The following is a 25,856-nucleotide window of genomic DNA, read 5'->3' as shown; positions in this document are numbered from 1 at the left end:
GCTATGAATACGCTTTATCAACGTCTGGCGGGTGAGTCGATTAGCGACGCGCTGCTTCGCCTGGAAGCCGAAATCAAAGCTCGTCCGGCGGATGCCGATCTGCGCGCCGCGTTTGTGCAGTTTCTGATCCTCAGCGGCAACTGGGCGCGCGCCCTGACCCAGCTGAAAAGCTGGCTGGCGCTGAAGCCGCAGGCAAAACCAACCGTAACGCTGCTGGAGCAGGCCATTCAGGGTGAACAGCAGCGGGCGCGCGTGTTCGCGGGAGAGGTACGACCGGCAATGCCCGAGGCGCAGTGGCCGTGGCTGACCACGTTAGCCCAGGCGCTGACCGAAAGCGCAGGGCATGCGCAAACGCTGCGCCTGGCGGCACTCGAACAGGCCCCGGCAAGCCGCGGGCAGGTCACGCTGGAGAATGAAGAGAGCCACACCTTTGAATGGCTGATGGACGGCGATGCCCGTCTGGGGCCGGTGTGTGAAACCCTGGTCAACGGCCGCTATTTCTGGGTGCCGTTCTGCGCCATCGACACGATCCGTTTTCAGGCTCCGGCCAGCGTGACCGATCTGGTGTGGCGTCATGCTCTGGTCCGCCTCACGGACGGCACCGAGCAGGTGTGTCAGATCCCGGCGCGTTATCCGTTTGCTGACGGAGCGCCAGACAGCGTTAAGCTGGGGCGCACCACCGAGTGGCTTCCACTCGACGATGACGGCACCCTGTATGAAGGCATGGGGCAGAAAGCCTGGCTGAGCGAGCAAAGCGAAAGCCCGCTGCTCACCCTGAGCCTGGTGACGTTCGCCGCGGATGGCGCGGATGAGTAATCCCGCTGGCGAAGGCGATCTGCTGCGCAGAGGCTGGCAGGCCCGCAGCAGGCAGGAGAAAGTGGGGGCACGCGACAAAATGCAGCCGTCACTGCTGGATCGCCTGACGGATAACGATCCGGAAAAAAAACGCGAGTCCGCCAACAGTAATCTGATTACCCACGCCGCGCTGCGTCGTAACGTCCTGCGGGATTTACAGTGGTTGTTTAACACCATTAACCACGATGCCTCCAGCGATCTGAGTGGTCTGACGCAGGTGAGCCGTTCTGTCGTTAACTTTGGCGTCGCGCCGCTGGCGGGGAAAAGAATGTCCGATATCGAATGGCACGACATTCAGCGCAAGCTCACCGAAGCGATTATTAACTTTGAACCGCGGATCCTGCCGCAGGGGCTTCAGGTTCGCTGCGTGTCCGATACCTCCTCATTAGATCTGCACAACGTGCTGTCTATCGAAATCAAAGGCCGCCTGTGGTGCGTACCGTATCCGCTGGAGTTTCTCTTTCGCACCGACGTCGATCTTGAGAACGGCCATTTTGAACTGAAGGATGCGGGGTAATTATGGAAAGCAAACTGCTCGAATATTACAACCGTGAACTGGCCTATCTGCGCGAGATGGGCGCGGAGTTCGCCGAACGCTACCCAAAAGTGGCGGGGCGGCTCGGCATGCGCGGCATCGAAGTGGCGGATCCGTACATCGAGCGCCTGATGGAAGGTTTCGCCTTCCTGACCTCCCGCGTGCAGATGAAAATGGACGCCGAATTTCCACGCTTTTCACAGCGTATGCTGGAGATGATTGCGCCAAATTACCTGGCGCCTACGCCGTCGATGGCGATCGCTGAGATTCAGCCCGACAGCAGCCGGGGCGACCTGAGCAAAGGCTTTATTGTGCCGCGCGGCACCATGATGGACAGCCTGGCGCTGAAAAAAACCGGCGTTACGTGCAGCTATACCACGGCGCACGAGGTCAACCTGCTGCCGTTAAAAATTGAGCGGATCGAGCTGGGCGGCGTTCCCGCCGATCTGCCGCTGGCCCAGCTCGGCCTGAGCCAGCGGGGGATCAGCAGCGCTTTACGGATCCGCATTGCCTGCGATGGCCCGCAGCATCTTGGGCATCTGGACTTTGACCGCCTGGAGTTCTTCTTAAGCGGCCCGGACATCGAGGCTCTGAAGCTGCTGGAGCTGGTGATGGAGCACCACGCAGGTATTGTCTGCCAGACGGTCAGCAAGCAGCCCCAGCGCCAGCTGCTGTCGTCTGACGCCCTGCGTCAGGAAGGCTTTGATGCGGATCAAGCGCTGCTCCCGGACGATCTGCGTAACTTCGACGGCTATCGCCTGTTGCAGGAGTACTTTGCGTTCCCGGCGCGTTTTCGCTTCATCAGCCTGAGCGGGCTGGGCAAGCTGATCCAGCGCTGCGAAGACGAAAAAGCGTTTGATATCTTCATTCTGCTCGACAAAAGCGACGATCAGCTGGAGCGCGTGGTGGATGCCAGCCACATGGCGCTGCACTGTACGCCGGTGATCAACCTGTTCCCGAAAGTGGCGGCCCGGCAGAAGCTGAGCGAAAGCCAGCATGAATACCATCTGGTGGTGGATAACATCCGCCCGCTGGATTATGAAATTTATGCTGTGAAAAAAATCTATGCCAGTGCGGATGGTCAGCGGGACGTCCAGACGTTTCGTCCGTTCTGGAGTACCTGGAGCGGAGACGCGGGCAACTACGGCGCCTATTTTTCCCTGCGCCGTGAACAGCGCGTCCTCTCTGAACACGCGCTGCGCTACGGCACACGCACGGGCTATATCGGCTCGGAGGTCTTCGTCTCGCTGGTGGATGCGCAGCACGCGCCGTGGCAGGAGAATTTGCGCTACATTTCCGCCGAGGTGCTGTGTACCAGCCGCGACCTGCCGCTGATGCTCCAGCAGGAGCTTGGGCAGTTTATTATGGCCGACTCCATGCCGGTGAAGGCGTTAACCCTGCGTAAAGGCCCGACGCCGCCGCGTCCGGCGCTGGCGGAAGGGTTCAGTACCTGGCGGCTCATCAGCCAGCTGCAAATGAACTACCTCAGCCTGATGGACAGCGAAAACGAAGAGGGCGCTGCCGCGCTGCGTCAGCTGTTAGGGCTGTACGCTAACCTCGCCGAGACGCCGGTTGCCCGTCAGGTGGATGGCGTTCGTCACTGCGTGCTGGAGCCGGTGCACCGCCGCGTGCCTGAACCCGGCCCGGTGGTGTTCGCCCGCGGGATCGGCATCACTCTGACGGTGGACGAACGCGCCTTTTCCGGTGCCAGCCCGTGGCTTTTCGGCAGCGTGCTGGAACGCCTTTTTGCCCGCCTGGTCTCCATCAACAGCTTTACGGAGTTCACGCTCAAGAGCCAGCAGCGCGGCGAAATTGGCTACTGGGCGCCGCGCATGGGTAAAAGGGCGCTGGTATGAGTGAAGTTGCCCCAGCAACGCTGCGCGTGCATCGCCTGACGCCGCTGCCCGATGCGTTCTGGCGCGGAGTGCGCGAGACGCCGTGGCGCTACGATCTGTTCCAGCTGTTAAGACGCATTGATGCCCAGGGCGGTGAACGTTACCCGCTGGGGCGCGCGCCGCTGCCTAAATTTGAGCCGCTGCGTATTGGTCAGCAGCCTTCAATGGGGTTTGCGCCGTCAACGGTTGCCGAGGTCCGGCAGCGGGAAGAGAACGGACTGCATGAGGTTTCCATTCTGAGCTTCGGCCTGTTTGGTCCTAACGGCCCGCTGCCGGTGCACATGACCGAGTATGCCCGCGAGCGTATTCATCATCATCAGGATCACAGCCTCAGCGCGTTTGCCGACCTCTTTCACCACCGCCTGACGCTGCTGTTTTACCGCGCCTGGGCGGACGCGCAGCCTGCCGTTTCACTGGATCGCGACGACAACAGGCGCTTCGAAGGGTATCTTGCATCGCTGATTGGCATGGGTCAGCCCGGCCAGATGTCGAAAGGCAGCCTGAGCCCGCATGCCCGCTTTACTCACGCCGGGCACCTGACCCGCCACGGGCGGGACCCGGAAGGGCTGGAGAAGATCCTGCGCAACTATTTCAACATTCCGGTCAGGTTGGTGGCCAATGTACCGCAGTGGATGCCGCTCTCAACGCGGGAGCAGGCACAGCTGGGTGAGGGGCGTCGCCTGCCGCGCATGGGGGAGTCCGCTTTTCTTGGCATTGCGGTACGCGACGTGCAGCATAAATTTCGTCTTGAGATTGGCCCGTTGAGCGCAGACGAATACAACCGTTTTCTGCCGGGCGAAGGGTGGGTCACCGAGCTACGCGACTGGGTGCGACAGTACGCCGGGGTGGAATTTGAATGGGAAACACGGGTGATCCTGCGCGCCGATGCGGTGCAGGGCGCCACGCTCGGCAGCGCCGGGCGATTAGGGTACAACACCTGGCTGGGCCTTCAGCCTCAGCCTGTTCCGCGTGGCGATCTGGTGTATCGCGCAGAGCGATAATCCTTCCGTATACCGAATCATTGTTAATGGAAACTAACATGTCAGAAATTAGCCGTGCCGTGCTTTTCGGCAAACTGGATACGCTGTTATTTACCTCTCTGGAAAGCGCGACTGCCTTCTGTAAGCTGCGCGGCAACCCGTACGTTGAGCTGGTGCACTGGCTGCATCAGCTGATGCAGCAGCAGGATGGCGATCTGCAACAGGTCATCCGTCACTTCGCCCTTGATGAACAGCAGCTGACGCGCGATATCGTGGCGGCGCTGGATGCCCTGCCGCGTGGTGCAAGTTCCGTCTCTGACCTTTCCGAGCATATCGACAGCGCCGTCGAGCGCGCCTGGGTCTACGGCTCGCTGAAGTTTGGCGTCAGCCGCATCCGCGGCGGCCATTTGTTGATCGGCATACTGAAAACGTGGAATCTGGCTAACGTGCTGAAAAGTATTTCGGCGCAGTTCACCCGTCTTAACGTCGAGGTGCTGATCGAGCAGTTCGACGCTATTTGCGCCAGCAGCAAAGAGAGCCAGCAGGCCGCCGCTGCTGCGGACGCAGCTGCCGGGGCAGTACCGGCTGCGCAGGGCACGCTGGCGCAGTATGGTCAGGATCTGACGGCGCGCGCCCGGGATGGGAAAATTGACCCGGTGGTGGGGCGCGATGAAGAGATCCGCCAGATGGTCGATATTCTGATGCGTCGTCGCCAGAACAACCCCCTGCTGACCGGGGAAGCTGGCGTCGGGAAAACGGCAGTGGTGGAAGGGCTGGCGCTGCGTATCGCTGACGGCGACGTGCCTGAGCCGCTGCAAAACGTTCAGCTGTGGCTGCTGGATATCGGCATGCTTCAGGCCGGAGCGGGCATGAAAGGGGAATTTGAGGCGCGCCTCCAGGCGCTGATTAACGAGGTGCAGTCCAGCGCCACGCCGATTATTCTGTTTATCGATGAGATCCACACCCTGATTGGCGCTGGCGGCCAGCAGGGCACCGGCGATGCCGCTAACCTGCTCAAGCCTGCCCTGGCGCGTGGGCAACTGCGCACCATCGGCGCGACCACCTGGGCGGAATACAAAAAATACATTGAGAAAGATCCGGCGCTGACCCGCCGTTTCCAGACCGTACAGGTTCACGAGCCGGATGAAGCGAAAGCTGTATTGATGCTGCGCAGCACCGTGTCGCCGCTGGAAACTCATCATCAGGTTTTACTCCTCGACGAAGCGGTCAGCGCGGCGGTGAAACTGTCGCATCGCTATATTCCTGCGCGTCAGCTGCCGGATAAAGCGGTGGCGCTGCTGGATACCGCCTGCGCGCGCGTGGCCGTCAGCCAGAGCGCGCCGCCTGCCCAGCTGGAAGACTGCCTGCGTCATCTGGCGGCCCTGGACGTGGAGCTGGAGATTGCCGAACGTGAAGCGCGCGTGGGGGCGGGCGATCCGGCGCGCGTGGCGACATTAAGCGCCGAACGTGACGCGTTCGAAACCCAACGCGAGGCCCTGGCTCGTCGCTGGGAAGAAGAGCGCACGCGGGTGCAGGAAATTATCCGTCTGCGTGCCGCACTGTTTGCGGCGAGTGATGAGGATACGGCTGAACTGCGCGGCCAGCTGGCAGAACAGCAGCAGGCGCTGAAGACCTTACAGGGTGACGAACCGCTGCTGTTTGCCGCGGTCGATGAAAACGTGGTGGCTGCGGTGGTTTCGGACTGGACCGGGATCCCGCTGGGCCGGATGGTGAAAAATGAGATCGACGCGGTGCTGAACCTGGCTGATACGCTGAACCAGCGGGTTATTGGTCAGCGTCACGGTCTGGATCTGATTGCCCGTCGGGTAAAAACCTCGCGGGCGAAGCTTGACGATCCGAACAAACCGGTCGGCGTATTTATGCTCTGCGGGCCGTCCGGCGTGGGCAAAACCGAAACCGCGCTGGCGCTGGCGGAGTCGCTTTACGGCGGCGAGCAGAACGTCATTACCATCAACATGAGTGAATTCCAGGAAGCGCACACCGTTTCGACGTTAAAAGGTGCGCCTCCGGGCTATGTGGGCTATGGTGAAGGCGGCGTCTTAACCGAGGCCGTGCGCCGCCGTCCCTACAGCGTGGTGTTGCTGGACGAAATTGAAAAAGCGCACCCGGACGTGCACGAGATCTTCTTCCAGGTCTTCGACAAGGGCTGGATGGAGGACGGCGAAGGGCGTCACATTGATTTCCGTAACACCATTATTATTCTGACCTCTAACGTCGGCACCGAGCTGATCGCAGCCATGTGCGCCGACCCGGAACTGATGCCGGATCCTGACGCGTTAAGCGGCGCCCTGCGCCAGCCGCTGCTGGAGGTGTTTCCGCCTGCGCTGCTGGGCCGCCTGCTGGTGGTGCCGTATTACCCTCTGAGCGACGAGATGTTGGGGCAGATTGTGCGTCTTCAGCTCAGGCGCATTCAGCGTCGTCTGGAAGAGAATCACAATATTATTTCTGAATTTGACGACAGCGTGGTCGAACAGATTGTTCAGCGCTGTACCGAGGTTGAGTCGGGCGGGCGTATGGTGGATGCGATTCTGACCAATACGTTGCTGCCTCAGATGAGCCAGATTTTACTTACCGCCAGCCGCAGCGACGAGCAGTACCGACGTCTGCATGTCACCTGCGAGCAGGGCGAGTTCCACTGTCAGTTTGCCGCGTAATAATCATCAAGAGAACTGTAAAAGATGACGGATAATGATAACAATCGGACTGTCCCAAACGCGCTCCCGGTCGGGTACCGTTTCAATGAGTTTGAGATAAAAGAGGTGATTGGCGGCGGCGGATTCGGCATCGTCTATCGCGCCTGGGATCACCAGCTCGAACGCACTATCGCTATCAAAGAGTTTATGCCTTCCTCCCTCGCCGTGCGCGGCGAGGATATGACGCTGGTGCTGCGCAGCGAGCGCTTCGGCAAAGCGTTTTCTGCCGGTCTGAACAGCTTCATCCAGGAAGCCCGCCTGCTGGCGCGCTTTAACCACCCGAACCTGCTGCACGTGCTGCGCTTCTGGGTGCAAAACGACACGGCCTATATGGGGACGCTGTTTTACAGTGGCACCACGCTGTCGCGTCTGCGCGAAGAGAAACCGGAGCTGATTAACGAGGCGTGGATCCGCCGCATGCTGCCAATGCTCTTCGGCGCCATCAAAACGATCCACGATGAGGGCTACCTGCACCGCGACATCTCGCTGGATAACATTCAGATTCAGGATAACGGCCTGCCGGTGCTGCTCGATTTCGGATCGGCGCGCCGCACCATCGGTAATCTCTCGGATGAGACGGAAACCATGCTGCGTCCGGGGTTCGCGCCTATCGAGCAGTATACCGACGACAATGAAAGCGAGCAGGGGCCGTGGACGGATATCTACGCGCTCGGCGCCGTATTGCGCACCCTCATCGTCGGCTCTCCGCCACCGGTCAGCGTGGTGCGTTCGATTCAGGACACCTGCAAACCACTGGTGGAGCTGATGCCGCAGGGGTATTCCATTCCGCTGCTTCAGGCCATCGACAAGGCGCTGGCGCTGCATATGGAAGACCGACCGCAATCCATCGAAGAGTTTGCGGCGCTGATCGAGATGCCCGTCGCCGGTATCGACGAGGTGCTGACCGCGAAGAAGACCGGCACGATGCTGGTGCCGGTGGAAGAGGAGACATCTGCTTCCGCGCTGGACTGGCGACGTTACAAGCTTCCGGGGCTGGTGGCCGCGGGCGTGCTGGTTGGGGTGGTTGCCGGTGCGATGCTGTTCGGCGGCGGCAGCCACGAAACGCCAGCGCAGACGGCGCAAACCCCTGCCGTGAGCCCTCCGGCTGAAACCTCCGCCGCAGCGGAAACCAGACCGGCAACGGCCGACGTGAGCGAGCCGGTAGCGCCACCTGCTACGGCGCAGCAGAGTGCGTCGCCTGTCGACGCCAGCCCGGTCGCGCTGGTCTATATCCGCATGCTTGATGGCGAGACGCTGAAGGTGAACGGCGAGCCGAAAGCGCTGCGTCCGGGGAATAACGGTTACGCATCGCTGAAACTGCCTGCGGGCGAGACCCGCATTGAACTGGAAGGCAATGGAAGAACGCGTACCCAGACGCTGGATATTGCGAAGCCAGGCACCTGGCTGGTGAATCCGTAAGCCTGCGGGTAACAGGACGGAGCGAATGTATAACATCAAGTTTGTCTATCTGTTCCACGAGAACGTCTCGCCAGCGCTGTTTGCGAAAATAATCCGCCCGTCCGTTGCCGGACAGTGGATTATGTCGGTTCCCGACCATTCGCTGCGCTCGTTCTTCACGCGCTACGATCTGCTGCGCACGATCACCGGTGCGAATCCTTATCAGTCCGGGCGCGATACCCGCACGCTGATCGCGCAGGATTTAGAGATGGGCAGAGTGGTTGCCATTGACGAAAGTTTTCGTGACTGGTCATCAGTAACGGAAATTTTTTATATCAACGCCAAAGGGCAACTCCAGGCTGCCTCGCTGGTCGGCCTGGGCTGGTATCCGGTGAGTACGATTGTTGACCGCTACGAAACCATGGTGAGAACGTACGGATCTCGCCCTGCGCCAACGGTACTGCCAAAACAGGTAGTGAAATCTAAAACGGCACAGGTGCCGGATGAACCTACTCCCGGCAAGGACGGTAAAACCTATGCCGGGCAGCTTCAGAATATGACCAAAGCAGAACGCTGGCAGGCGCGTAAGGATCTGATTGCGAAGGGGAGCAATAGCCTTTATCCGGATGCCCAGATCGCCGCGAAACGTCTGGCGGCGAATAATATCGCGGTGGAAAAAGCGAAGCTTGCGGAAAATATTTATAAGACCGTGAACCCGCTGGAAACCACACCGGGCGTGCCGGAGGGATGGACAGATATCAGTAATGACGATGCGCTGTTAGGAAAGTTCGGGCTGAACAAATCCATGCTCTTTGACGATGATACGTCCCCCAATTTTCTGGCGCGCGTCTATCAACCGAAGCCGGAAGTGTTTGGTGCAGATATGAACCCCACGCTGGTATTCAGGGGATCGCGCGAGCCTGGTTTCGCCTCTCTGTCTGAGAATGTCTCCTCTCTACTGACCAAAGGGGAACTGGCGCCGGTGGTAAACGGGGCTGACTGGTCGAATAACTTCTCACAGGGCATGGGTATGGCTTCAGATTATTATAAAAAGGCCGTGAGTATCGGTAAGGAGCTGGCAAGGTCAGGGCAGAATATTGATATTGCCGGTCATTCCCTTGGCGGTGGTCTCGCCTCTGCAACCTCTATGGGCAGCGGGAAAGCGGGGTGGACGTTTAACGCCGCCGGCCTCAATGCCGGAACCGTAGAAAAATACGGCGGTAAGATATTAGGCAGTACGGATAATATCCAGGCGTATCGGGTTGAAGGTGAACTGCTGACGAAGATTCAGGAAGTTAACCCCTGGGAAGATCTGAAAATGATGAAAGGGCATGTCCCTTCGTGGATCCTCAAAGAGGAAATCTCTGCGCTGAGCCCTAATGCTGCCGGAATACCCCATGTTCTTCCCGGTGGAACCGGAAGCGCGCTGGACCGCCACGGAATTAATCAAGCGATTGATTGCATAGAGCAACAGAAGGATGAGGATATTTCGATAATCGGGAGTCGATTGTGAAAAAAGGGTTGATGGCTTTTGTCGCGTTATGTTTTTTATTCATGATTCAGGGGTGTAAGCAGGATATGGACCTTAATCCACAGGACTACTTCAGCGGCCAGCAGCTTGAACTGGCGAAAGCGATTGAGGAAGGCGACGTCGATGCGGTGAAGACGCTTGCGCCAGACAGCGACCTTAATCAACCAGGAAAGCAGGATATGACCCTGCTTTTCTGGGCCCTTGGCAACGCAATTAATGATAAAAAAACGTCGAGCCATTTAAAGGTGATTACGTTGCTAGTTAAGGATGGCGCAGATCCGCTCCAGCCTCGACCGCAGGGAAAAAGCAGTCCTGCTGAATTTGCCCTAAAGGGAGACAGTGCGGACTGGATCGACGCGATGTTGGACGGTGGCCTCTCACCCAACGTGAAAGATAAGGTTTTCCACGAACCGATCGTCTTCCAGTCGCTTAAAGCGAAAAATACAGAGACGCTGGAAGCCATGCTCGATCGCGGTGCTGACGTCAACTCAACCAACTCACTGGATAAAACGCTGGTGTTTGATGCGCTGGATAACCAGTCATACGATCATGTCTTGTTGCTGCTCGATCGGGGAGCGGATCCGTCAATTAAGGCCAAAAATGGCTGGTCGATGAGCAATGCGCTCGCGGACGCGCTGAATGGACTTGACCGAGGCAGTGAGCAATACGAGAAATTAAACGAAATAAAAGAGAAGCTCATCCAGAAGGGGGGCGAATGGCCACCCGCGCCGGTTAAGTGATTGCTCAACTGTCATGAACGCCAGAGATAAGGTTTTCGTTTTCTGGGGATGCATGGATGCCCTGGCCATTGTGCTCTATTGTGCCCAGTCCGTGCGACATGACAGGATCCCTTTTATTTCCGATATACACGCCTTCAGTACGGTTGTGAACACGCTGTCTGCTGGTGGGTATAGCGCTCTGGTTATTCTTTTCTTTATTCTCGATTTCTTGTTGTTACTCTCTTTTATTGCCTCAGCATGGTGCTTCTTCGCCCGGAATTTATACGCGAGCAGACTGGCGCTCTACCAGGAAATACTGCGTCTGGTTGGATTTCGCTACTCAGTTTCCCTTTTCCCCATGGTGTTAAGTTTCACGGGCGTGATGAATGTCTGGCTAAATGGATTTTTACTCATTTTGTCAGAGTTTCTGAAAATCTATTCCCTGTGGATTTATAAATATGAAGGGGAAAGGCCCCCGGTTAAAGAGTAAGACGGCCAATAACCAGAACATTCACGTTTAAAAAAGCATTTCGTTAAAAATATTCTCAGCATAAACCATTACGGAATAAAGATTATGCTCAACCGAATTACCGTTCAGCTCCCGGTTGAGGGGCTGCTTTTCTGGAAACTCTCCGGCCGCGAGGCGATGTCCGAGTCGTTCGCGCTGACGTTGACCCTGCTCGGCACGGATGCACGCCTTGACCGCAGCAGGCTGCTGGGTCAGCCGGTCACGGTGACCATCCCCACCCAGAACCTGCTTACCCCCCGCTATATCAACGGCAAGGTGACGCGCGTGGCGGTGAGCGCCGTGGAGCTGACGGGCACCCGCTATGCGGTCTACCAGCTGACGGTGGAGCCGGACCTGTGGCCGATGAAGCGCGACCGTAACCTGCGGATTTTCCAGGGCCAGACGGTACCACAGATTGTCAAAACCCTGCTGGGTGAGCATCAGGTTAACCTTGAAGACAAACTCACCGGCAGCTACCGGGTGTGGGACTACTGCGTGCAGTATCAGGAGTCGAGCCTGGACTTCATCAGCCGCCTGATGGAGCTGGAGGGGATTGCGTATCACTTCAGCCACGAGGCGGACAAGCACACCCTGGTACTGACCGACGCCGCGACGCAGCATCAGCCGTTCAGCGGCTATGAGGTCATTCCTTACCATCAGACGCCGTCCGGCGGCAGTACGGATGAAGAGGGCATCAGCCAGTGGGCGCTGGAGGACAGCGTGACGCCGGGGATTTACAGCCTCGATGATTACGACTTTCGCAAGCCGAACGCGTGGCTGTTCCAGGCGCAGCAGAACCCGGCGTCACCGAAACCGGGCAGCATCGACGTGTACGACTGGCCGGGCCGCTTTGTGGAGACAGGCCATGCGGAGTTCTACGCCCGTATCCGTCAGGAGCGCTGGCAGGTGGAGCATCAGCAGATTCAGGCGACGGCCACGGCGGCGGGCATTGCGCCGGGCCACATCTTTACCCTGACCAACGCGCCGTTCTTCAGCGACAACGGTGAGTATCTGGTGACGGCGGCGGGTTACCACTTCGAGGAGAACCGATACGCGAGCGGCGAGGGGGAAACCATTCACCGCACCGATTTCACCGTTATCCCGGCGGCGGTGTCGTACCGTCCGGCGCAGAGCACGGCGTGGCCGCGGACCTACGGCCCGCAGACGGCGAAAGTCGTGGGGCCGCAGGGGGAGAGTATCTGGACGGACAAATATGGCCGCGTGAAGGTGAAGTTCCACTGGGACCGTCTGGCGAAGGGTGACGACACCAGTTCCTGCTGGGTGCGTGTCTCCAGCGCCTGGGCGGGCCAGGGCTACGGCGGGGTGCAGATCCCGCGCGTCGGCGATGAGGTGGTGGTGGACTTTATCAACGGTGACCCGGACCGACCGATTATCACCGGCCGCGTGTATAACGAAGCCAGCATGCCGCCGTGGGCGCTGCCGGCTGCGGCAACGCAGATGGGCTTTATGAGCCGGACAAAAGACGGTTCCGTGGACAACGCCAACGCCCTGCGCTTTGAGGACAAGGCGGGCGCAGAGCAGGTGTGGATCCAGGCTGAGCGTAATATGGACACCAGCGTTAAGAATGATGAAACGCACAGCGTTGGTGGCGCGCGCAGCCATTACGTGAAGAAAAATGAGCTGCATCGTGTTGAAGCGAACCAGATCCAGGCCGTGAAAGGCGGAACCGAGATCCTGACGGGAAAAGGCAAGCTGGATGCAGCGGTAGAGCAGTATGTCATTGCTTCCGGGACGAAGCTGCGGCTGGTCTCGGGTGAGAGTGCTATTGAGCTTAACGCTAACGGCAAAATTAACCTGATTGGCAAAGAATTTAACTTTTTCGTTGAGGGGGATGGGTATATCACCACGGGCGGTAAGCTGCACCTGAATACCTCGGGAACCAAGCCGGGCACAACGGCACCGGGATCGGGGCATAAAGGGGATATTGATGCGGCGGTGCAGGAGAAGTTTTCTCCTAATAAAAGTGCTAAGAATCCGGCTCCCGCAGTTTCAGCGCCAGCAGCATCCAGACCAAAACCAACAACAAAATTTGCAGCAGCTCCACCATTAAAAGGGAGTTACGTTTATCAAAATAATTCCTACAACTCTGATGTGATGCCCTTCAGTGAAGATGTAGTTAAGGAAATCAATAAGTCACCAACGCTTCAGACACAATTAAAAGATCTAAAAGATAAAGGGTGGGCTATTCAGCCGGGAGCCGCAGGAGGGGGGAGTTACGCTGATACAAATAACAAATTGATTGTCATGGACCCTGAACACATGGAGGATACAGCCACAACTGTGCAAACTCTGGCACATGAGGCAGGGCATGCAACTTATCCTGTTGCGGTAGATTCTTCGAGTAAGGAAAACTTCATCAACAGCCAGCTTATGGATGAAGGTGGAGCAACGCTGAATAACATTAAAATACAACGCGAGATCCTTGCAAACGGCGGTATTGATATTGATATAGCGGGAAGTGCCGAAAACCTAAAAGCATATAATTCTGCATATGATAAAATGGTGAGCGGTGAGTTATCTCGCATTGATGCAGCCAAAGCAATAGGAAAAGTGTATGGTAAAGGCGAAATAGCCTCAGGGACAAATTTAAATTATAATGATTACTATGGAGGATTCTATGGAAAGTAGGATGATTAAAGCTACATTCCTCATTGTTCTTCCACTATTTTCAGCATTTACCTATGCAGGGCATAATAAAATGAATCAAGATTCGTTGTGGCAAATGATCAAAGAAATGAAATCAGTGTGGGGTAAACAAGTTGAGGATGTCAGTAAACTGTTTAACCAACCGCTGATTAATAATACACAGGAGAAAGAAGACCGTTATACTTCAGCTCCCTTTACGTTAACTGATGGCACACGGATCAGCGATGTGGATGTTCGTTTATGGGGAAATGGCGATAACAGCGTATCTTTGATTTCTTTCGTAATTAATCATCCATGTATTACTCTTGAACAAGTCAAATCTCATTTTCCAGATCTGAAATTGTCTAATATCCCTCGCGGAAACACGCCGGGACAATCAGTTGGATATCGCACTCCTACCGATGAACGCGGGCTGGCATGGGCATTTAGCTTTCCAGTTCTGAATCAGGAATGCCTGAGCAGGGTAGTTATGTCACGCTACGAACATTAAGTTGCGAGGCAACTTTACGGGCTGTGAAAGAAGATAATTATCAAACGGCCAATAATATCGCTGCCCCTAAAGTTTTTGCGGAAAAAAAGAAAGTGCTAACGTTGTAATGATCTTGTCCCTCTGAGTCGCTAAGCAGTAATTAATATTGGCTGTATAAACTTTAGCGCTTTTAATCTTATTTTTCTAATATCATCCCGAGTTCACTTATGAAATACACCCTCCAGGAAGGTTCGTTTTCCCTTTTCCCTGCTGCCTGGCAGGATAACAGCATGAACATTATTCGCGATGACGAAAGCGGGTTATCTGTAGTGGTCAGCCGCGGCGTCATCCCGGATGGTAGCGATTACGAACAAGAGTTCCACCGTCAGTGGGAAGTCCTGCGCCCTCAGATGGGGGAGATCGCCCAGAGCGAATTTCAGCACGTAAAAGCCGGGCCAGACGGAAACATTAGCGGACTGGAAGTTGAGACCACCTTTGACCGTAACGGCCAGCGCCTGTGGCAAAAACAGCTGGCCGTGCAGACGCCGGGCAAACCGGTACTGATGATTTTTACCCTCTCGGCCTTAAAAGCCTTTACGGAAGAGGACGAGGCGCGCTGGAGCGCACTGAAGCAAAGTCTGACGCTAAACGACAACCGGAATGTGTAAGGCATGAGCGATAACAACGCGGCCCGTAAGGGCGACGAGATTATTCACTCCAGCATTTTTGCTGATATAACCAGCATTGTGGCGGAAGGTGCCGCCTATGCGGTGATTGGCGCGGCGGTGGGGGCAGCAGCTACCGTGGCGGCGCCACTGCTGGGAGCCGGGGCGGCAGCCGCAGGCGTGGCGGCGATCGGATCCAGCTGTCTGCTGAGCGGCATTATTGGGGGTGTCCTGGCGAACGTTGCGGGGATCACCGACGATATCAGCAACGCCGCTGAAGGGCTGGGCAACGCGCTTTTCCCGCCGTCGCCTGCGGGTAAGATCACTACCGGTTCCAGCAACGTTCTTACCAATGCGATCCCCGCTGCACGCGCAGCCGGGACCTTGACGCCTGCCGATACTCCTTCCCCTGAGCCGCAGTCTCCGGGCAGCTTTGCCGACTACGCGGGCATGCTGCTTGCCGCTGCCGGACAGTTCGGCAGCGAAATGTGGCAGCCGAGCGTGGCCTCTGCCGCTGCCGGGACCTCGCCGCTGGAAGAAGACAAGGTGGCGTGCGAGAAACACTCCGGGCCGCAGTATCTGGCGGAAGGCTCGAAAAGCGTCTTTATCAACGGGCAGCCCGCGGTGCGTGCAAAAGATCGCACCACCTGCGAAGGCACCGTTTCCGACGACGTCTCCCCGAACGTGATCATCGGCGGCGACACCCTCACAGTTCGCGATATTAAAAGCGGCAAAACGCCGGGCCTGGCGCTGGGGATGATTGCGCTCTCCCTGCTGCGCGGGCGTCCGGGCAAGATCCTGAAAAACATGCCCTGCGCGCTGGCTGCTGCCGGTGGCGGGATGCTGGCTGATATGGCCGTCAACGCCGTGTTCGGCTCCTCGCACCCGGTTCACGCCGCTACCGGCGTGAAGGTGCTGAATGACGACGACGAACTCGATTTCTCGCTGCCGGGGCGCTTTCCGCTACGCTGGCAACGCAGCTACAACAGCCTGACCACCCGCGAAGGGCTGTTTGGTCTGGGCTGGGCTACCACCTTTGACAGCTATCTGACGCTGGAAGAAAACAACGCCACCTGGTTCGATGAAACCGGGCGCGAGCTGAGCTTTGAACTGCCGCCGGTCGACCGCGCGTTTTACAGCATCAGCGAAGGCATTATCATCCGCCGCAATGAGAGCGGCGACGTGGCGATTGCCGACGATGACGGCGCGGTGTGGCGTCTGTATAAACCGACCCGCGCCAACCCAGCCATCCTGCGCCTGGCCTCCCTCAGCGACGAGTACGGCAACGCGTTGCTGACAGAATGGGATGAACACGGGCGGCTGGTCGGTCTGCACGATGAGCCGCGGGCGATCGACGTCACTCTGCGTTATGAAAATGAACGTTTCCCGCAGCGCGTTACCTCGGCGAGCCATTTTGACGGCAACCAGACATGGCCGCTGATGCAGTGGGGGTATGACGCGCGCGGCCAGCTGGCCAGCGCAACGGATGCCTCCGGCGTGGTTACCCGTGAATACCGTTATAACGATGATGGCCTGATGGTCTGGCACCGTCTGCCGGGCGGGCTGGAGAGCGAATACCGCTGGCAAAAATTCGACCACTGGCGCGTGGTGGAAAACCGCACCAGCACCGGCGACGGCTGTCGCTTTAGCTACGATTTAGCCGCCGGGCTGACGACCGTCGATCACTACGACGGTCAGACGCGAAAGCATTACTGGAACGCGCAAAACCTGATTGTTCGCTACGTTGACGAGCGCGGTGAGAACTGGCGCTACGAGTGGGATGACAACGAACTCCTCACGCGTCGCATCGATCCGCTGGGTAATGCCGTTACCTTCGTCTATGACGAGATGGGCAACCGGGTGCAGGAGATCGACGCCGACGGCAATACCCGCACCACCACCTGGCTGGAGCACCGTGCGCTTCCGGCGTCCATCATCGAAGCCGACGGTAGCGCCACCCGGTTCCTGTATGACGAACATCACGGGCTGAAACGCGTGGTGGATCCGATGGGGCAGACCACGCTGCTGCGTCGGGACGAGTTTGGTCAGGTTGTGGAAGAAGTCGATGCCGCCGGGAACAGCCGTTACCAGGAGTACAACGAGGCCGGGCAGATGGTGCGTGCGACGGACTGTTCGGGCCGTGTGACACAATACCGTTATCATCCGCTGGGCTGGCTGGTGGCTGAGATAAGCGCCGACGGCGAAGAGACGCGTTACCGCTACGACGCCGCGGGGCGTCCGGTGCAGCTCGATCGCCCGGAAGGGTGGACGGAATCTCTCAAATGGAACGAACGTGGCCTGCCGGTGAAGCATGCGGGCGCCGACGGGAAAGAGAGCGAGTTCAGATACGACGAGGCAGGGCGCTTAACCGCCACCCGTAATACGCAGGGTGAAGAGGTGCGCCGCCGCTGGGACAGCCGCGGGCGTCTGATTGCCCTGGAAAACGAAAACGGCGAAGCGTATCAGTTCCGCTGGGGCGCAGACTCGCTGCTGCTGGAAGAGGTGGGGCTGGATGGCGTGGCCTCGCAGTATCGCTACGATGCCTGCGGGCGTACGATAGCGCGCACCTTTGCCGCCGGACATCCGGAGGCCATTACCCATTCCTTCGCCTGGAGCGCGAGCGGCCAGCTGGTCGCCCGCACCACGCCGGAGGGGCAGACGCGCTACCACTACACCCCGTCCGGCCTTCTGAGCCGGATTGGACTGCATCCTGCGCTTTCAGCCGATGCCTGGAGCGCCGAAGCCGAGCAGGAGCTTGTGTTTGAGTATGACGCGCCTGGACGCGTCACGCGCGAAACGGGCGAACACGGAGAGCTGGCGTGGGAGTATGACGCCCTCGGTAACCGCACCTCCGTCACGCTGCCCGATGGCCGGGAGCTGAAACAATTCTATTACGGTAGCGGGCATCTGCTCAGCATTGCCCTTGATAAGCTGTCGGTCTCCGACTTTACCCGCGACGAACTCCATCGTGAAACCAGCCGTACGCAGGGGCTGCTGACCACCCGCAGCGAATACGACCGCCTTGGCCGACTGCATCGCCGGGACGTTTTTACCGGCAATGCCCAGCGCCCGTCGCCGCGCCGCTGGTCCCGCCGCTGGGATTACGACTATCGCAATAATCTTGTCCGCGAAGAGCGGGACGATAACCCGTTCAGCTGGTACCGCTGGCAGTACGACAGCGCAGGGCGCCTGCTCGTTCAGGACGGCACGCTGCCCGGTCAGGAGCAGTGGCGCTGGGATGCGGCCGGTAACCCGCTTGAGGGGGCTGCTGAGAAAGTCACGCACAACCGCCTGACGCAGCTGAACGGCATTCGCTGGTGCTATGACATCCATGGCCGCACCGTGGAGAAGGATAACGGCCAGACCCGCTGGCACTACCGCTACGACGGCGAGCACCGCCTGACGGAGGTCATCAGCCAGCCGCGGGACCGCAACAGGCCGCAGACGCAGGTCAGCTTCCGCTATGACCCGCTCGGGCGACGCATCAGCAAAACGCGCCGCCAGATGCTGGGCGGGCAGCCAACCGGCAAGCCGGTCACCACGCGGTTTGTCTGGGAAGGGTTCCGGCTGTTGCAGGAGGTGCACGGGGACGTGCCGCTGACCTACGTCTACAGCGATCAGGACAGCTACGATCCGCTGGCACGAATTGACGGCGTTGATGCCCCGGAAATCTTCTGGTTCCACTGTCAGCCCAACGGCACACCGGAGCGGATGACTGATAGCGAAGGGCAGGTGCGCTGGGAAGGGGTGAACAGCGCCTGGGGCAAACTGCTGCGGGAAAGCGAAACGCAGGTATCAGGATATTCTCAGAACCTGCGCATGCAGGGGCAATACCTGGACCGTGAGACAGGGCTGCACTACAATCTGTTCCGGTATTACGACCCGGACTGCGGACGGTTTACGCAGCAGGACCCGATAGGGCTGGCGGGGGGAATAAACCTTTACCAGTATGCGCCGAATGCGCTGGGGTGGGTGGATCCGTGGGGGTTATCGTGCAGAAATAGCTGGAATGATTTCCAGAATAAAACAAAAGGGGTTTTCTCAAGTAGGGCTTGGGCAGCAAAGGCGTATAATTCTTTAAAAGGCACGACGAAGCCCAATCGGCCAAACCCAACGAACTATCTAGACCCTTCTTATGTTAAGCAACATCTTGCTTTATTTAATGATGGTATTTCTAAAATTGCATGGGGAGTGAATAGAGCTGAGATTGGCCCTCCATCTGGTCATTTTGTGATGCCAAAATCAGTTGCTGATAACATTATTAAGAAAGCTGGCGGAGATGTCGGGAAGTTAGAGAAAATGTTAGGATTAGACCCTGGAGATCTTGGCGATTCACCGGTCCGAATAGATATCCTTAAACCTCAAGGGCTTAGGATGCCTTCAGGCAACGAGGGAGGGGCTAATGATTTTTGGGTTCCTGGAGGTAAGACGTCAGGAGGGATCCCTGAAGCCGTAATAGATCAAACGCCTGTCGGTGATGCTTTGATTACACCGATTATAAACAAATAGAGGTACGAAAAATGAGTGAAGTTATTTTTACTGGTTTTGGCATTGACATAATTAAAAGAGATAATGAATATTTTATCCGATATGATGCTGGAACTATTGCTATGATTGATAAAGAGTCGAAAATTACATCCGAAGAAGCATTGAAAGCACAAAGAAGTGAAAGAGATGCTTATGAAGTTATTGTTGCCACTCAGACTAGAGAAGGGAAAAATAAGCCCTTTTTTTCAAAGGATTAATAGTTTTATGCAGGGGGGATATTTTACAGCCAAAAAATCAGGAGTTGTATAATTGATAGCGTTGAAATTGTAGCTTACTATATTCTATAGTTGTAATTAATTAATATTTTAAAATAGTTATTGTTTTATTTTGTACGTAACTATTGTTGTATAGTTAATTTCATTGCTAAACTCGGTGACAAACCGCTCGTTTTTATTTATATAGCATAATTACAACGAATTTTTTACTCAATTAGCATTTGTCAACTTCAGTTATGGGGGCATCCTTGCGTAATAATCGCTATCTTTATGGTCAATCAATCCTCAAAGAGAAGATATGTACATAGCAACAAAAACGATAGAAGAATATGAAAAATAGTCTTTTTTACATAATGAGGCATAGATATAGTCAACATGTTGACCTACTGATTTCACATCGTCAAATATTGCTACGATCACGAGACTATGATGAAAAACTGAGCCAGTGGGGTAAAGGTAATGTATCTCAAGGCGCTGTGATTCATAAAGATTATGTTATTTTTGATCCTTTACCTGAGGACGCATTTGGAGCAAACGTAAATATTAAAATAGAAAATACTTTTAATTTAGATGAAAATGCTCAACGCTGCATTGTAGTGCCATTTTTTATTACAGATAAAAATAAGCTTCAGGTGGCTTCTGCGACAGAGAAATTTGACATAAACATAAATGTAACCAACAAAACGTATTCGCTCTATTATGAGATTTGTGAAGGGGATGAAATTTATTACAATTTCACTCTTGTGCCGGAAAAAGACACTGTCACAGCTAAGTTTTTATTAGACGACCCTTGGGGCGGAAAAAAAGATAATCCACTCAAAGAAGGTGTTTTTTAACGTTAATAATAACTAAATAAGAACGAAAAAAATCCACGCCAAAGCGTGGATTTTTTTAATTCAAAACTAATCAGACGTTAAACAAGAAGTTCATCACATCGCCATCTTTAACGATGTAGTCTTTCCCTTCAGCACGCATCTTGCCAGCTTCTTTCGCGCCTTGCTCACCCTTGTAGGTGATAAAGTCTTCAAACGCGATAGTCTGCGCACGAATGAAGCCTTTCTCGAAGTCGGTGTGGATCTTACCAGCCGCCTGAGGCGCAGTCGCACCGACAGGGATGGTCCATGCACGCACTTCTTTTACACCAGCGGTGAAGTAGGTTTGCAGGTTCAGCAGCTCATAGCCCGCGCGGATCACGCGGTTCAGGCCCGGCTCTTCCAGACCCAGTTCGGCCATGAACTCTTCACGGTCGGCATCGTCCAGCTCGGCGATATCAGATTCAACGGCCGCGCACACGGCAACAACCACAGAACCTTCAGCCGCGGCAATTTCACGCACTTTGTCGAGGTACGGGTTGTTCTCGAAACCGTCTTCGTTAACGTTGGCGATGTACATGGTTGGCTTCAGGGTCAGGAAGCTCAGGTATTTGATCGCCGCTTTGTCTTCTTCAGTCAGGTTTTTCAGCGCGCGCAGCATGCCCGCGTTTTCCAGCTGTGGCAGACATTTTTCCAGGGCAGCCAGTTCCGCTTTCGCGTCTTTGTCGCCGCCTTTGGCTTTCTTCTGCACGCGGTGAATGGCGCGCTCGCAGGTGTCGAGGTCAGAGAGGGCCAGCTCGGTGTTGATGACGTCGATGTCGTCAGCCGGATCCACTTTGTTGTTAACGTGGATAATGTTGTCGTTCTCGAAGCAGCGCACAACGTGGCCGATCGCTTCGGTTTCACGGATGTTGGTCAGGAACTGGTTGCCCAGGCCTTCACCTTTGGATGCGCCTTTTACCAGGCCCGCGATGTCCACGAACTCCATGGTAGTTGGCAGAATGCGCTGCGGCTTCACGATTTCCGCGAGCTGGTCCAGACGCGGATCGGGCATAGGAACAACACCGGTGTTCGGCTCGATGGTACAGAACGGGAAGTTCGCCGCTTCAATACCTGCCTTGGTGAGCGCGTTGAACAGGGTGGATTTGCCCACGTTTGGCAGACCGACGATACCGCATTTGAATCCCATTTCTAAATCACCTTAATATCTTGATAATCAATCCGTTAACGATAACCGATTGAAGAAAAGTAAATAACTACGCCTATTATACACGTAACCCGCACGACGCGCGGTAAAAAAGCCCCATGGTGCCGATTATTGCGCTTTGAAAGCGTGCAGTCGATTGGTGGCTTTCGTCAGGCCGTCCTGAAGCCAAATCTCGGTGCAGCGGGCCGCTTCGTCCACCGCTTCGTCAATCAACTTCTGCTCAGAAACCGGTGGTTTACCCAGTACGAAACCAACAACTTTGTTTTTATCGCCCGGATGGCCGATTCCCACGCGCAAACGGTGGAAATTAGGGTTATTACCCAGTTTGCTGATGATGTCTTTAAGGCCGTTGTGGCCGCCATGACCGCCGCCCAGCTTGAACTTCGCCACGCCTGGCGGCAGATCCAGTTCGTCGTGGGCCACCAGGATCTCATCCGGATTGATGCGATAAAACGCTGCCATAGCCGCCACGGCTTTGCCGCTCAGGTTCATAAAGGTGGTTGGCACCAGCAACCGCACGTCAGCACCCGCAAGATTGATGCGTGAGGTAAACCCGTAAAACTTGGGTTCTTCACGCAGGGGAGCGCGCAGACGTTCCGCCAGCAGATCAACATACCAGGCGCCGGCGTTATGGCGGGTAGCGGCATACTCTGCGCCCGGATTGGCGAGGCCGACAATCAGTTTAATCGTCACGATTTACTTCCTAATGGGTTCCAGATCTGGCGCGTAGTTTACTGTCTGGCGCGCCGCTTGACAAAGTTCTGCCTGCTGTACACCGAAATGCGAATAATTTCTTCTTTGAACAATTAGAATTTCAAGCTGTTCAATGTCTTATTTGTAAATTTTTGTCCGGGAGTTATCTGTAAATGTGATCATTCACGCAACTCATATAAGTGGCGTTGTCTATACTTTACACACAAGGAGAAGGGGTTTTTCCCCTGACAACCCAAAGTTCCGGAGGTGACATATGAAACGCAAAAACGCTTCAATGCTCGGTAACGTGCTAATGGGGTTGGGACTGTTCGTGATGGTCGCCGGTGTCGGTTATTCAATTTTAAACCAATTACCGCAGCTTGACCTCCCACAATACTTTGCGCATGGCGCGGTGCTGAGTATCTTCCTCGGTGCGGTATTGTGGCTCGCCGGGGCGCGCGTGAGCGGACATGAGGAAGTCTGCGATAAATACTGGTGGGTGCGCCATTACGATAAACGATGCCGCCGCGACCAGCATAAGCACGGCTAGTGCCCCATAAAGAACACCGAAACGACTTCATCTGAAGTCGTTTTTTTTTGCATGACGCATTGACCCTCACGTAACGTAAGGCTTCAGAGTAGCGACACTGGCAGAACAAAAGGAGCCGTTATGTTGATTCAGGTGGGTGAACTGGCGAAACGTGCTGGGATTACCGTGCGGACTTTGCATCACTACGAGCAAACAGGGCTGTTGTTACCTTCTGCCAGAAGCGCGGCAGGCTACCGGCTTTACAACCTGGCGGATGTGCAGCGTCTGCATATGATCCAGACGCTGGCAAAAGCCGGGTTGGAGCTTGCCGAAATCAGGGATTTTCTGGAACAGCGTTCGCTGTCATTAGCGGAATTACTCGACGGGCAAATCACTTTGCTGGACAAGCAACTGCGTAGCATCCATACGCTGCGCAACCGGCTGGTGGAATTGCGTACCGGGCTGACTGACGATGCGACGCCGGATCTGGAATCCTGGCTACAGACTCTGGAGTTAATGAATATGTACGATCGCTGGTTTAGCAAAGAAGAGTTGCAGCAACTGCCGTTTGCGGTAGAGAAAGAGGCGCTGGCGGATATCTGGTCGGGTCTGGTGACGGAGGTTAAACACTTGCTGGAACAGAACGTCAGCGTCACGGACGCGCGGGCGACCGATTTGGCTTCACGGTGGATGGAACGCCTGGAACAGGATACCGCAGGCAAACCGGAATTTTTGACCCGTCTGAACGAAATGCACAGCGGGGAGCCGCAGATGCAGGAGCAAACCGGCATTACGCCGGAGATTACGGATTACATCACGCGGGCGTTTGCCGAATCAAAGCTCAGCATCTGGGAGCAATATCTCACTGCCGAAGAGATGGCCTTTACCCGGGCGCACTACTTTGACCGGATGATGGAATGGCCGCCGCTGGTGGCGAAGCTGCATCAGGCGCAGCGGGATAATCTCAGTCCCGCTTCTGACGATGCGCAAAAGCTGGCAGAAAAGTGGCTGGTTTTATTCCAGTCCTATGCGGGAACAAACCCGCAGACCCAGCAAAAATTTCGTCTCGCCATGCAGCAGGAGCCGCATCTGATGAAAGGCACGTGGATGACGCCTGCCGTGCTTGAATGGCTCCAGCAGGCGATCGGGGTGATGATGCAAAGACGTGTCTCTGCATCAGATGACTCACAGATCCGCTAATGCAGCTTCACGGTTAGGGTAGAAGGACAATCGGCCAGGGATCGGCTGCACGCCCGCGCGCGCCATGGTGCGCAGGGGCTGGAATTCGAGGTTACTGATCCGCAGCTCGCAGCCTTCCGGCAGGCGGGCAACAAAGCGCTGGAAGGCATCCAGACCGCCGGCATCCAACACCGGGACGGCATCCCACTTCAGCACCACAATCCGTTTGCCCGCGATGCGGGACGCCAGATCGCTGAACAAACCTTCCGCCGCGGCGAAGAACAGCGGGCCAATCACGCGCAGCACCAGCACATCGTCAGGCACCTCAACGTTAACCGGAGAGAGACGCGTCATCTGCGCGATGCGGCGCATAAACAGCAGCGAGGCCAGCACTATGCCGACGCTGATAGCGATAACCATATCAAACAGCACGGTCAGCGACATGCAGATCAGCATCACGATAATGTCGTCTTTCGGCGCACGGCGCAGCAGATTCACCACCTTATGCGCCTCACTCATATTCCAAGCCACCATCAACAGCAGCGCAGCCATGGCCGAGAGTGGAAGCCATGAAAGCAGCGGGGCAAGGATCAGCAGCGCCATGATCACCAGCAGGGAGTGAATGACCGCGGAAACCGGTGATGTCGCGCCCGCACGTACGTTCGCGGCGGAACGGGCAATCGCAGCCGTAGCCGTAATACCGCCGAAGAACGGTGCAACGATGTTCCCTAAGCCCTGACCGACTAGTTCGCTGTTGGCTTTGTGCTTTGTGCCGGTCATGCCGTCGAGCACGACGGCGCAGAGCAGGGATTCAATCGCGCCCAGCATTGCCATGGAGAACGCGGCAGGCAGCAGAGCGCGAAGGGAATCCCAGCTCAGGGTGAAGCTGGAGCCCGGCATGTCCCACGGCAGAACCAGCTGCGGCAGCAGCTGCGGAATACCGTTACCCTGTGAGCCATCCGCCAGAACATAGTGGAACTGGGAGCCAATGGTGGCGACCTGTCCACCGAGCAGGTTGACGACGCCCATCACCGCGCAGCCCAGCAGCAGAGCGGGGAGATGCCCCGGGAGACGAATGCCTAAGCGAGGCCAGACGATGAGTGTGCCGAGGGTAACGATGCCAATGGCTGCATCGCCCAGGTTGGCCGTCGGCAACGCCATAAACAGCGCGCCCACTTTCTGTAAGTAGTGCTCCGGAACATGGGCCATTTGCAGGCCGAGGAAATCTTTAATCTGCATGGTCCCGATGGTAATCCCAATCCCCGAGGTGAACCCCAGCGTCACGGAAAGGGGAATATATTCAATCAGGCGACCAAAGCGGGCCAGACCGAACAGAATTAAAAAGATGCCGGACATCAGGGTGGCAACCAGCAGGCCTGCCAGACCAAACTGTTGGGAAACCGGGTAGAGGATCACCACAAAGGCGGCAGTTGGGCCGGAGACGCTGAAGCGGGACCCGCCCGTCAGCGCAATCACAATCCCCGCAACGGCTGAGGTGTACAGCCCGTACTGCGGCGCGACGCCGCTACCAATCGCCAGTGCCATCGCCAGCGGGATGGCAATAATCCCGACGGTGATCCCGGCTATCAGGTCACGAACAAAGCGTGACGACGTGTATTTCTCTTTCCAGCAGGCGTCGATGAGGGCGCGAAAGGGCAGAACATGTGAGGAGGTTACGTTTTTCACAATTATCTATCATCCGTGTGCGCATCATCTGTCATATGAATGGCAGGTGAA

Annotated in this window: 20 protein-coding genes; 17 read left to right on the top strand and 3 right to left on the bottom strand. The window is 56.3% G+C overall.

Annotated elements, in window-relative coordinates:
* Nucleotides 1–3 precede the first annotated feature (3 nt).
* From C3451_RS08945 to comJ, 15 genes are all read left to right on the top strand, one after another.
* Complete coding sequence (locus tag C3451_RS08945; RefSeq protein ID WP_022648404.1) at nt 4–816, top strand: type VI secretion system accessory protein TagJ; 813 nt, start codon at nt 4–6, stop codon at nt 814–816.
* Entirely contained in the window at nt 809–1,372 is a 564-nt protein-coding gene (gene tssE, locus C3451_RS08940) for a type VI secretion system baseplate subunit TssE (RefSeq protein ID WP_045621073.1), read from the top strand. The genes C3451_RS08945 and tssE overlap by 8 nt, the downstream gene beginning before the upstream one ends.
* Nucleotides 1,373–1,374: 2 nt before the next feature.
* Entirely contained in the window at nt 1,375–3,246 is a 1,872-nt protein-coding gene (gene tssF, locus C3451_RS08935; RefSeq protein ID WP_045621072.1) for a type VI secretion system baseplate subunit TssF, read from the top strand.
* Nucleotides 3,243–4,286 (top strand): type VI secretion system baseplate subunit TssG, encoded by a 1,044-nt coding sequence (tssG, locus tag C3451_RS08930; protein WP_023300320.1) that lies wholly within the window; start codon nt 3,243–3,245, stop codon nt 4,284–4,286. The genes tssF and tssG overlap by 4 nt, the downstream gene beginning before the upstream one ends.
* A 38-nt stretch (nt 4,287–4,324) precedes the next feature.
* Nucleotides 4,325–6,940: a type VI secretion system ATPase TssH gene (gene tssH / locus C3451_RS08925; RefSeq protein ID WP_045621071.1), complete on the top strand. Its 2,616-nt coding sequence runs from the start codon at nt 4,325–4,327 to the stop codon at nt 6,938–6,940.
* 24 nt (nt 6,941–6,964) lie between these two features.
* Nucleotides 6,965–8,398 (top strand): serine/threonine-protein kinase, encoded by a 1,434-nt coding sequence (locus tag C3451_RS08920; protein ID WP_038416228.1) that lies wholly within the window; start codon nt 6,965–6,967, stop codon nt 8,396–8,398.
* A 25-nt stretch (nt 8,399–8,423) separates the two neighbouring features.
* Entirely contained in the window at nt 8,424–9,890 is a 1,467-nt protein-coding gene (locus tag C3451_RS08915; protein WP_063139214.1) for a hypothetical protein, read from the top strand.
* Nucleotides 9,887–10,648, top strand: coding sequence for an Accessory protein (locus C3451_RS08910; RefSeq protein WP_074142914.1), 762 nt, complete (start codon nt 9,887–9,889; stop codon nt 10,646–10,648). Before C3451_RS08915 ends, C3451_RS08910 begins: the two co-directional genes overlap by 4 nt.
* 52 nt (nt 10,649–10,700) lie before the next feature.
* Nucleotides 10,701–11,117 (top strand): hypothetical protein, encoded by a 417-nt coding sequence (locus C3451_RS08905; RefSeq protein WP_223862212.1) that lies wholly within the window; start codon nt 10,701–10,703, stop codon nt 11,115–11,117.
* A gap of 84 nt (nt 11,118–11,201) precedes the next feature.
* On the top strand, nt 11,202–13,784 hold the full coding sequence (locus tag C3451_RS08900; protein ID WP_045621068.1) for a type VI secretion system tip protein VgrG: 2,583 nt from the start codon (nt 11,202–11,204) through the stop codon (nt 13,782–13,784).
* A 1-nt stretch (nt 13,785) separates the two neighbouring features.
* Nucleotides 13,786–14,292: a hypothetical protein gene (locus tag C3451_RS08895; RefSeq protein WP_223861961.1), complete on the top strand. Its 507-nt coding sequence runs from the start codon at nt 13,786–13,788 to the stop codon at nt 14,290–14,292.
* Between the two features lie 206 nt (nt 14,293–14,498).
* Nucleotides 14,499–14,939, top strand: coding sequence for a DcrB-related protein (locus C3451_RS08890; protein ID WP_022648394.1), 441 nt, complete (start codon nt 14,499–14,501; stop codon nt 14,937–14,939).
* A gap of 3 nt (nt 14,940–14,942) precedes the next feature.
* Entirely contained in the window at nt 14,943–19,445 is a 4,503-nt protein-coding gene (locus C3451_RS08885; protein WP_063139215.1) for an RHS repeat-associated core domain-containing protein, read from the top strand.
* 11 nt (nt 19,446–19,456) lie between these two features.
* The gene (locus tag C3451_RS08880) at nt 19,457–19,681 is read left to right on the top strand and encodes a hypothetical protein (RefSeq protein ID WP_023330151.1); all 225 of its coding nucleotides are present in this window, start codon (nt 19,457–19,459) and stop codon (nt 19,679–19,681) included.
* Nucleotides 19,682–20,028: 347 nt separating this feature from the next.
* Complete coding sequence (gene comJ, locus C3451_RS08875; RefSeq protein ID WP_223861993.1) at nt 20,029–20,535, top strand: competence protein ComJ; 507 nt, start codon at nt 20,029–20,031, stop codon at nt 20,533–20,535.
* A gap of 70 nt (nt 20,536–20,605) precedes the next feature.
* Here the strand turns inward: comJ and ychF are convergent, their stop codons facing one another.
* Together ychF and pth are read right to left on the bottom strand one after the other, a co-directional pair.
* Nucleotides 20,606–21,700 carry a redox-regulated ATPase YchF gene (gene ychF, locus C3451_RS08870; protein WP_010432886.1) on the bottom strand — a complete coding sequence of 365 codons (1,095 nt, stop codon included), beginning with the start codon at nt 21,698–21,700 and terminating at the stop codon, nt 20,606–20,608.
* A gap of 126 nt (nt 21,701–21,826) precedes the next feature.
* Nucleotides 21,827–22,411 carry an aminoacyl-tRNA hydrolase gene (pth, locus tag C3451_RS08865; RefSeq protein WP_063139216.1) on the bottom strand — a complete coding sequence of 195 codons (585 nt, stop codon included), beginning with the start codon at nt 22,409–22,411 and terminating at the stop codon, nt 21,827–21,829.
* 274 nt (nt 22,412–22,685) lie between these two features.
* Between pth and ychH the strand changes: the two genes are divergently transcribed.
* Together ychH and C3451_RS08855 are read left to right on the top strand one after the other, a co-directional pair.
* Nucleotides 22,686–22,961: a stress-induced protein YchH gene (gene ychH / locus C3451_RS08860; protein WP_022648382.1), complete on the top strand. Its 276-nt coding sequence runs from the start codon at nt 22,686–22,688 to the stop codon at nt 22,959–22,961.
* Between the two features lie 120 nt (nt 22,962–23,081).
* Entirely contained in the window at nt 23,082–24,140 is a 1,059-nt protein-coding gene (locus tag C3451_RS08855; RefSeq protein WP_045621913.1) for a MerR family transcriptional regulator, read from the top strand.
* Here C3451_RS08855 and dauA read toward each other — a convergent pair.
* Nucleotides 24,126–25,805: a C4-dicarboxylic acid transporter DauA gene (dauA, locus tag C3451_RS08850; RefSeq protein ID WP_045308283.1), complete on the bottom strand. Its 1,680-nt coding sequence runs from the start codon at nt 25,803–25,805 to the stop codon at nt 24,126–24,128. The two genes, C3451_RS08855 and dauA, sit on opposite strands and share 15 nt — an antisense overlap.
* Nucleotides 25,806–25,856: the final 51 nt, after the last annotated feature.

It is taken from the genome of Enterobacter sp. 301B (assembly GCF_003850715.1).
GTDB classification, from domain to species: domain Bacteria; phylum Pseudomonadota; class Gammaproteobacteria; order Enterobacterales; family Enterobacteriaceae; genus Enterobacter; species Enterobacter intestinihominis.
Note: the sequence above shows the minus strand (reverse complement) of the source record. Positions and strands in the feature narration are given on the sequence as shown.

Coding starts and splice junctions, on each gene's coding strand:
- C3451_RS08945 (WP_022648404.1), top strand. CDS start 4: ATGAATACGCTTTATCAACGTCTGGCGGGTGAGTCGATTAGCGACGCG.
- tssE (WP_045621073.1), top strand. CDS start 809: ATGAGTAATCCCGCTGGCGAAGGCGATCTGCTGCGCAGAGGCTGGCAG.
- tssF (WP_045621072.1), top strand. CDS start 1,375: ATGGAAAGCAAACTGCTCGAATATTACAACCGTGAACTGGCCTATCTG.
- tssG (WP_023300320.1), top strand. CDS start 3,243: ATGAGTGAAGTTGCCCCAGCAACGCTGCGCGTGCATCGCCTGACGCCG.
- tssH (WP_045621071.1), top strand. CDS start 4,325: ATGTCAGAAATTAGCCGTGCCGTGCTTTTCGGCAAACTGGATACGCTG.
- C3451_RS08920 (WP_038416228.1), top strand. CDS start 6,965: ATGACGGATAATGATAACAATCGGACTGTCCCAAACGCGCTCCCGGTC.
- C3451_RS08915 (WP_063139214.1), top strand. CDS start 8,424: ATGTATAACATCAAGTTTGTCTATCTGTTCCACGAGAACGTCTCGCCA.
- C3451_RS08905 (WP_223862212.1), top strand. CDS start 10,701: ATGGATGCCCTGGCCATTGTGCTCTATTGTGCCCAGTCCGTGCGACAT.
- C3451_RS08900 (WP_045621068.1), top strand. CDS start 11,202: ATGCTCAACCGAATTACCGTTCAGCTCCCGGTTGAGGGGCTGCTTTTC.
- C3451_RS08895 (WP_223861961.1), top strand. CDS start 13,786: ATGATTAAAGCTACATTCCTCATTGTTCTTCCACTATTTTCAGCATTT.
- C3451_RS08890 (WP_022648394.1), top strand. CDS start 14,499: ATGAAATACACCCTCCAGGAAGGTTCGTTTTCCCTTTTCCCTGCTGCC.
- C3451_RS08885 (WP_063139215.1), top strand. CDS start 14,943: ATGAGCGATAACAACGCGGCCCGTAAGGGCGACGAGATTATTCACTCC.
- C3451_RS08880 (WP_023330151.1), top strand. CDS start 19,457: ATGAGTGAAGTTATTTTTACTGGTTTTGGCATTGACATAATTAAAAGA.
- comJ (WP_223861993.1), top strand. CDS start 20,029: ATGAAAAATAGTCTTTTTTACATAATGAGGCATAGATATAGTCAACAT.
- ychF (WP_010432886.1), bottom strand. CDS start 21,700: ATGGGATTCAAATGCGGTATCGTCGGTCTGCCAAACGTGGGCAAATCC.
- ychH (WP_022648382.1), top strand. CDS start 22,686: ATGAAACGCAAAAACGCTTCAATGCTCGGTAACGTGCTAATGGGGTTG.
- C3451_RS08855 (WP_045621913.1), top strand. CDS start 23,082: ATGTTGATTCAGGTGGGTGAACTGGCGAAACGTGCTGGGATTACCGTG.